The sequence below is a fragment of the Mycobacterium sp. genome (genome assembly GCF_035314665.1).
Classification (GTDB): Bacteria; Actinomycetota; Actinomycetes; order Mycobacteriales; family Mycobacteriaceae; genus Mycobacterium.
Window position 1 is genome coordinate 1 of sequence record NZ_DATFZD010000116.1, and the last position, 7,034, is coordinate 7,034.

3 protein-coding genes are annotated in these 7,034 nt (G+C 61.2%); 1 reads left to right on the top strand and 2 read right to left on the bottom strand.

The annotated features are described in order from the left end of the window. The coding region (locus VKI00_RS08595; protein ID WP_324436732.1) for a multifunctional oxoglutarate decarboxylase/oxoglutarate dehydrogenase thiamine pyrophosphate-binding subunit/dihydrolipoyllysine-residue succinyltransferase subunit at nt 1-3,027 on the top strand (3,027 nt) is incomplete at its 5' end. A 38-nt stretch (nt 3,028-3,065) separates the two neighbouring features. Here VKI00_RS08595 and VKI00_RS08600 read toward each other — a convergent pair. Beyond that, on the bottom strand, nt 3,066-6,026 hold the full coding sequence (locus VKI00_RS08600) for an RND family transporter (RefSeq protein WP_324436734.1): 2,961 nt from the start codon (nt 6,024-6,026) through the stop codon (nt 3,066-3,068). Beyond that, complete coding sequence (locus VKI00_RS33755; protein ID WP_414687153.1) at nt 6,023-6,235, bottom strand: MmpS family transport accessory protein; 213 nt, start codon at nt 6,233-6,235, stop codon at nt 6,023-6,025. Before VKI00_RS33755 ends, VKI00_RS08600 begins: the two co-directional genes overlap by 4 nt. Between the last annotated feature and the right edge of the window lie 799 nt (nt 6,236-7,034).

Below are 7,034 nucleotides of genomic sequence, written 5' to 3' on the forward strand. Positions count from 1 at the left end.
ATGCGATTCGGGCAGTTCGTCACCGCTTACGAAGACATCGTCCGCCGGGCCCGTGATGGCAAGCTGACCGCCGAAGACTTTGCCGGCGTGACGATTTCGCTGACGAACCCCGGCACCATCGGCACCGTGCACTCGGTGCCGCGGCTGATGGCGGGCCAGGGCGCCATCATCGGCGTGGGAGCAATGGAGTACCCGGCGGAATTACAGGGTGCCAGCCCGGAGCGCATCGCCGAACTGGGTATCGGCAAGCTGATCACCCTGACCTCGACGTACGACCACCGCATCATCCAGGGCGCAGAATCGGGAGACTTCCTGCGCACCATCCACGAGATGGTGCTCGCCGACGACTTCTGGGACGAGATCTTCCGGGAGATGGGCGTCCCGTACTTGCCGATCCGGTGGAGCACCGACAACCCGGATTCGATCGTCGACAAGAACGCGCGCGTAATGGAGTTGATCGCCGCGTACCGCAACCGCGGCCACCTGATGGCAGACATCGACCCACTGCGCTTGGACAACACCCGCTTCCGCAGCCACCCCGATCTCGAAGTGCTGACCCACGGCCTGACACTGTGGGACCTCGACCGGGTGTTCAAAGTCAACGGCTTCGCCGGTGCTGAGTACAAGAAGCTGCGCGACATTCTCGGCTTGTTGCGCGACGCCTACTGCCGTCACATCGGCGTGGAGTACACCCACATCCTCGACCCCGAACAGCTGGAATGGTTGGAGCAGCGCGTCGAGACCAAGCACGTCAAACCGACTGTGGCCCAACAGAAATACATCTTGAGCAAGCTCAACGCGGCCGAGGCATTCGAGACCTTTCTGCAAACCAAATACGTTGGGCAGAAGCGGTTCTCGCTGGAGGGCGCGGAAAGCACCATCCCGCTGATGGACGCGACGATCGACCAGTGCGCCGAGCACGGGCTCGACGAGGTGGTCATCGCGATGCCGCACCGCGGCCGGCTCAACGTGCTGGCCAATATCGTCGGAAAGCCTTACTCCCAAATCTTCTCGGAGTTCGAAGGCAATCTGAACCCCGCCCAGGCGCACGGCTCCGGCGACGTCAAATACCACCTCGGCGCCACCGGTGTGTATCTACAGATGTTCGGCGACAACGACATTCAAGTGTCGCTCACCGCAAACCCGTCACACCTGGAGGCCGTCGACCCTGTGCTCGAGGGCCTGGTTCGGGCCAAGCAGGACCTGCTCGACCATGGGCCGATCGACAGCGAAAACGAAAAAGCCTTCTCGGTGATGCCGCTGATGCTGCACGGCGACGCCGCGTTCGCGGGCCAGGGCGTGGTCGCCGAGACGCTGAACCTGGCGAAGCTACCCGGCTACCGCGTCGGCGGCACAATCCACATCATCGTCAACAACCAGATCGGCTTCACCACGTCGCCGGAATACTCCAAGTCCAGCGAATACTGCACCGATGTCGCAAAGATGATCGGAGCACCCATCTTTCACGTCAACGGCGACGACCCGGAGGCGTGCGTGTGGGTGGCGCGCCTGGCCGTGGACTTCCGGCAGAAGTTCAAGAAAGACGTCGTCATCGACATGCTGTGCTACCGACGCCGCGGGCACAACGAGGGCGATGACCCATCGATGACCAACCCCGCGATGTACGACGTCGTCGACACCAAGCGCGGAGTCCGAAAGACGTACACTGAAGCGCTGATCGGCCGTGGTGACATCTCGATGAAAGAGGCCGAGGACGCGCTGCGCGACTACCAGGGCCAGCTGGAGCGGGTTTTCAACGACGTCCGCGAGCTGGAAAAGCACGGCGTACAACCGAGCGCATCGGTGGAGTCCAACCAGATGCTCGCCGCGGGACTCGATACCGCAGTGGACAAGGCATTGCTGGCCCGCGTCGGCGACGCGTTCCTCGCCCTCCCCGACGGGTTTACCGCGCACCCGCGCGTCGTCCCGGTGCTGGAAAAGCGCCGAGAGATGGCCTACGAGGGCAAGATCGACTGGGCGTTCGGCGAGCTGTTGGCGCTGGGCTCACTGGTGGCCGAGGGCAAGTTGGTACGGCTATCCGGCCAGGACACCCGCCGGGGCACCTTCTCCCAGCGGCATTCGGTGATCATCGATCGCCACACCGGCGCAGAGTTCGCCCCGCTGCGGCTATTGACCGTCGATCGCGACGGCAACCCGACCGGCGGCAAGTTCATGGTGTACGACTCGCCGCTGTCGGAGTACGCGGCCGTCGGCTTCGAATACGGCTACACCGTCGGCAATCCGGACGCACTCGTGCTGTGGGAAGGCCAGTTCGGCGATTTCGTCAACGGTGCGCAGTCGATCATCGACGAGTTCATCAGCTCCGGCGAGGCGAAGTGGGGGCAGCTGTCCAGTGTGGTGCTGCTGCTGCCGCACGGCCACGAAGGCCAAGGGCCCGACCACACCTCCGGCCGCATCGAACGCTTCCTGCAGCTGTGGGCAGAGGGTTCGATGACGATCGCGATGCCGTCGACCCCGGCCAACTACTTCCACTTGCTGCGTCGGCACGCCCTCGACGGCGTGCAGCGCCCGCTGATCGTGTTCACGCCAAAGTCCATGCTGCGCAACAAAGCAGCGGTCAGCGACATCAAAGAGTTCACCGAAACCAAGTTCCACTCGTTGCTCGAGGAGCCCACCTACGTGGAAGGCGTCGGAGACCGCAGCAAGGCGACCCGGATGCTGCTGACCAGTGGGAAGATCTACTACGAGCTGGCTGCCCGCAAGGCCAAGGACGACCGGGACGACGTCGCGATCGTGCGCATCGAACAGCTCGCGCCGCTGCCGTTCAAGCGGATCCGCGAAATGCTGGACCACTACCCGAACGTCAGCGAGTATTTCTGGGTGCAGGAGGAGCCGGCCAACCAGGGCGCGTGGCCCCGGTTCGGCTTGGAGCTGCCCGAGCTGTTCCCGGGCAGACTGACTGGGATCAAACGCATTTCGCGTCGGGCCATGTCGGCGCCGTCGTCGGGCTCATCGAAGGTGCACGCCGTCGAACAGCAGGAGATCATCGACGAGGCGTTCCGCTGATGAAGCCGACGCCGCGCCGTCAGTTGTCCAGCAGCAAGCTACCCGTGCCCGTGGTAGACGTGTAGGTGCGTTGAACCGTTGCCGTTCAGTGCGCCGTTCCCGTTCGCCAGCGGTGCAGTGACCTCGGTCTCCGCCACATCCTCGAAACCAGCGTCGCCTGACAAGCGCTGGCCGTTGGCGCGGGCCGGGCGCGAGCGAACATTCATCGGCCACCAGAACCAGCGTCCCAGCAGCGCCGCGATCGACGGCGTCATGAATGAGCGAACGATCAGGGTGTCGAACAGCAGACCGAGACCGATGGTGGTTCCCACCTGGCCGACAGCGCGGTTGTCGCTGACGATCATGGAGGCCATGGTGAAAGCGAATACCAGACCCGCGGCCGTCACCACCTTGCCGGTGCCGCCCATCGCACGGATGATGCCTGTCTTCAGCCCGGCGCCGATCTCCTCTTTGAACCGTGCGACCAAGAGCAGGTTGTAATCAGATCCCACCGCCAAAAGAATGATGACGGACATCACCATCACGAGCCAGTGCAAATTGACACCGAGGAAATATTGCCAAACCAGCACGGATAGCCCGAATGAAGCCCCCAAAGAAAGCGCCACCGTGCCGACAATTACCAGGGCGGCAACAAGACTTCGCGTGATGATCAACATGATGATGAAAATCATGCAAAGCGAGGAAATGCCCGCGATCAAGAAATCGTAATGCGACGCTTCTTTCAAGTCCTTGAATAGCGCAGCGGTGCCGGAAATGTAGATCTTGGAGTCCTCCAGCGCCGTGCCCTTGAGGGACTCGTAGGCGGCCGTCCTGATCGCGTCGATACGCGACATGCCCTCGTCTGTCGCGGGATCTTCCTTATGCGAAATGATGAACCGCGCCGCCTTCCCGTCCGGAGACAGAAACAGCTTCTCGACACGCTGGAAGTCCGGGTTGGAGAACACCTCGCGTGGCAAGTAGAAGGAGTCGTCAGTTTTCGCGGCGTCGAAGTCGTGGCCCATCGCGGTCGCGTCGTCGCTCTGTTCATTCACCTGGTCGAACATCCCGGACATGGTGCTGTGCATGGTCAGCACCATGGTCCGCAGGCTCTTCATCGTTTCGATCTGCGGCGGAAGCAGCGCGACCAGCTGCGGCACCACGGTATCGACGGAATCCACGTCTTTGCTGAGGTCGGCGACCTTCTCGCTGAGCCTGTCGACACCGTCGGTGGCGTTGTACATGGACCGGATTCCCCAGCAGATGGGGATGTTGTAGCAGTGCGGATCTGCGTAGAAGTAGCTGCGGAGTGGCCGGAACGTGTCGTCGAAATCGGCAATGTCATCGCGCACCTCGTTGGTGATGGCCAACGTGTCTCTTGTAGTGCCCGCCACGTGGTGGGTCGTACCGACCAGCTGGTTCATCAGGCCGTTCATCCGTTGCAGCGAATTGATGGTTCCGTTCAGCTGGTCGGCTAGCTTCGTCATGTCGTCCAGCCGGCTTTTGGCGACCTGCAAGTACTGCATCTGCCCGGCATTTTGCATGCTGAGCAAAAACGGTATAGACGTGTGTTCGAGAGGAGTGCCCTGCGGCCGAGTTATGCTCTGCACCCGGGCAACTCCTTCAACTCGGAAAATCCCCTTGGCGAGTTTGTCCAAGACCAGGAAGTCGGCAGAATTGCGCATATCGTGATCGGACTCGACCATCAGAATTTCCGGCTGCATGCGCGCCTGCGAAAAGTGCCGCTCTGCGGCTGCCATTCCGACGTTGCCGGGCACGGTCTTGGGTATGTAGTCCCGGTCTTTGTAGCTCACCTTGTATCCGGGAAGTGCCAGCAGGCCGACGAGGGCAACCGCGCACGTCGCGACGAAAATCGGCGCGGGCCAGCGCACGACGGCAGTGCCCACCCGTCGCCATCCCCGCACCTGGAGCGTTCGCTTGGGATCAAGGAGACCAAAACGACTACCGACGGCAAGAACCGCGGGAACCAGGGTCAGCGCGACCGCGACCGCGACAGTCATGCCCACCGCGCATGGGGCGCCCATAGTTTGGAAAACCGGCAATCGGGCGAAACTAAGGCAATACGTCGCGCCCGCAATCGTCAAACCCGAGGCCAAGACGACGGGAGCGACTCCGCGATAGGCGGTGTAGTACGCCTGTTCCCGATTTTCGCCAGCCTGACGCGCCTCGTGATACCGCCCGATGAAAAATATCCCGTAGTCCGTTCCCGCAGCGATCGCGAGGGATACCAAGATATTGATAGCAAAAGTCGACAGCCTAATGATCTCGTGATCGCCCAGGAATGCGACAATTCCCCGAGCCGCCGCCAACTCGATCCCCACCATTGCTAACAATAGAATTACGGTAGTGACCGAGCGGTACACAAAGAGCAACATGATGAAGATCACCGCGACAGTTGTCACCATGATCTTCACGACCGTTTTGTCGCCACTCTGGTTCAGGTCCGCTGCCAGCGCCGCCGGACCGGTGACATAGGCCTTTACTCCCTTCGGCGCAGGAGTACGCTCCACGATCTTCCGAACAGCGTCGACGGATTGGTTGGACAGCGGTCCGCCTTGGTTACCGACGAGGTTCAATTGAACATACGCAGCCTTACCGTCGGCACTTTGCGCACCCGCAGCCGTAAGCGGATCCCCCCAGAAATCCTGAATGTGTTGCACGCTCTTGGTGTCAGATCTCAGCTGACGAACTAGATCGGCATAATATTGGTGCGCATCTTGGCCGAGGGGTCGATCACCTTCTAAGACGATCATCGCCATGCTGTCGGAGTCGGATTCCTTGAATGCCTTCCCTATGCGCGCCATTGCCTTTACCGAGGACGCATCGCTGGCATTCAGTGATACCGCATGTTCTTTCGAGACCTGCTCCAGTGACGGCACGCCGACACTCACTAAGAGGGCGATCCCCAACCACCCAAGAATCACCGACACCGCTAATTTACGGACCGTTCCCGCTACGAATGGTCGTTTGATGCGCTCGTAGGGCGCGTGATGTCTGCTCATGCGCTCATATCCAGACAATATGTGTAGGCGTTCACGTCGTTCGGCTCAGAATCGCTAGCGTAAATGCCGGACTTCGAGTGGAACGGCTCGGTGTCCGCAACCTGAGAGTCTGCGTCAGATGAGTGCTTCTCCGACGCGAAGATTGCGCGAACCAATGACACGGTGAATCCCCACATCCGATCACCGTCAATGCAACCGGCGGTATCCATACGCGCCTGAGCACTCTAACGATCGGCATCCCCTTCACCCGTCCCGAACGCGAGCGGCGCCTCGATACGAGCGCGACCAGTCTACGGACGAGTAAACCATGCTGTGGCCGGTATGTGTCGGGTTCTTCCCATGCATTATCTAAGAATCACGCGTCCATCGCCGCTAAGGGCTCCACCTGCGGTTATGCCGATGCTCGGCCGACGTGGTCGAGCCCAACGGACCCCAGACCGCGCAACCAGGCGACGGCCAGAACCCGGATTAGGTCATCGTATAGGCCGACAGCAGAATCGGTCCTTTTCCTCGGCGGCATCGGGCATTGACGTTAGCCCAAAAAGCAGTATGCAAGTGCCGAGGGGAAACTCCGAATGATCGAACAGCACTGAGACGTTTGCGAATGCGCAGTCTGAATTCAGATAATTGAAGTGTCACGAGTTACTCCGCTCGATCTGCGAATTGCTTTGGTGCAACGCAAATCTCGCGGCGACGGGAGCTTCCTACGGAGCGGGCAGGCGGTGCGATCGCAACCGCGACGGTAGATCGGATCGCCGATGACCCCGTAAGTGGCGGGGGTCGGCCAGGCGAGCAACGGTTCGATGTGACGAACACGGTTCCCCAGGCAGTCGCCGAGCCCATCCCGGCCTTCCTAGGCTGAGCTCTCCGATGCGTCGTTCTCAGCAGATCTGGACCGCTGATCGGCTTGGGCTGCCTGGCGGGCAGCCCGCGCAGCCGGCGACTGGGCCAAGTAGTCCATCGCCATCTGCGTGGAAGCTTCGGTGCTGGGATGATGGCTGGGACGCA

Excerpts from the sequence above, each read along its gene's own strand:
- VKI00_RS33755 (WP_414687153.1), bottom strand. The coding sequence starts at position 6,235 with ATGGATACCGCCGGTTGCATTGACGGTGATCGGATGTGGGGATTCACC.
- VKI00_RS08600 (WP_324436734.1), bottom strand. The coding sequence starts at position 6,026 with ATGAGCAGACATCACGCGCCCTACGAGCGCATCAAACGACCATTCGTA.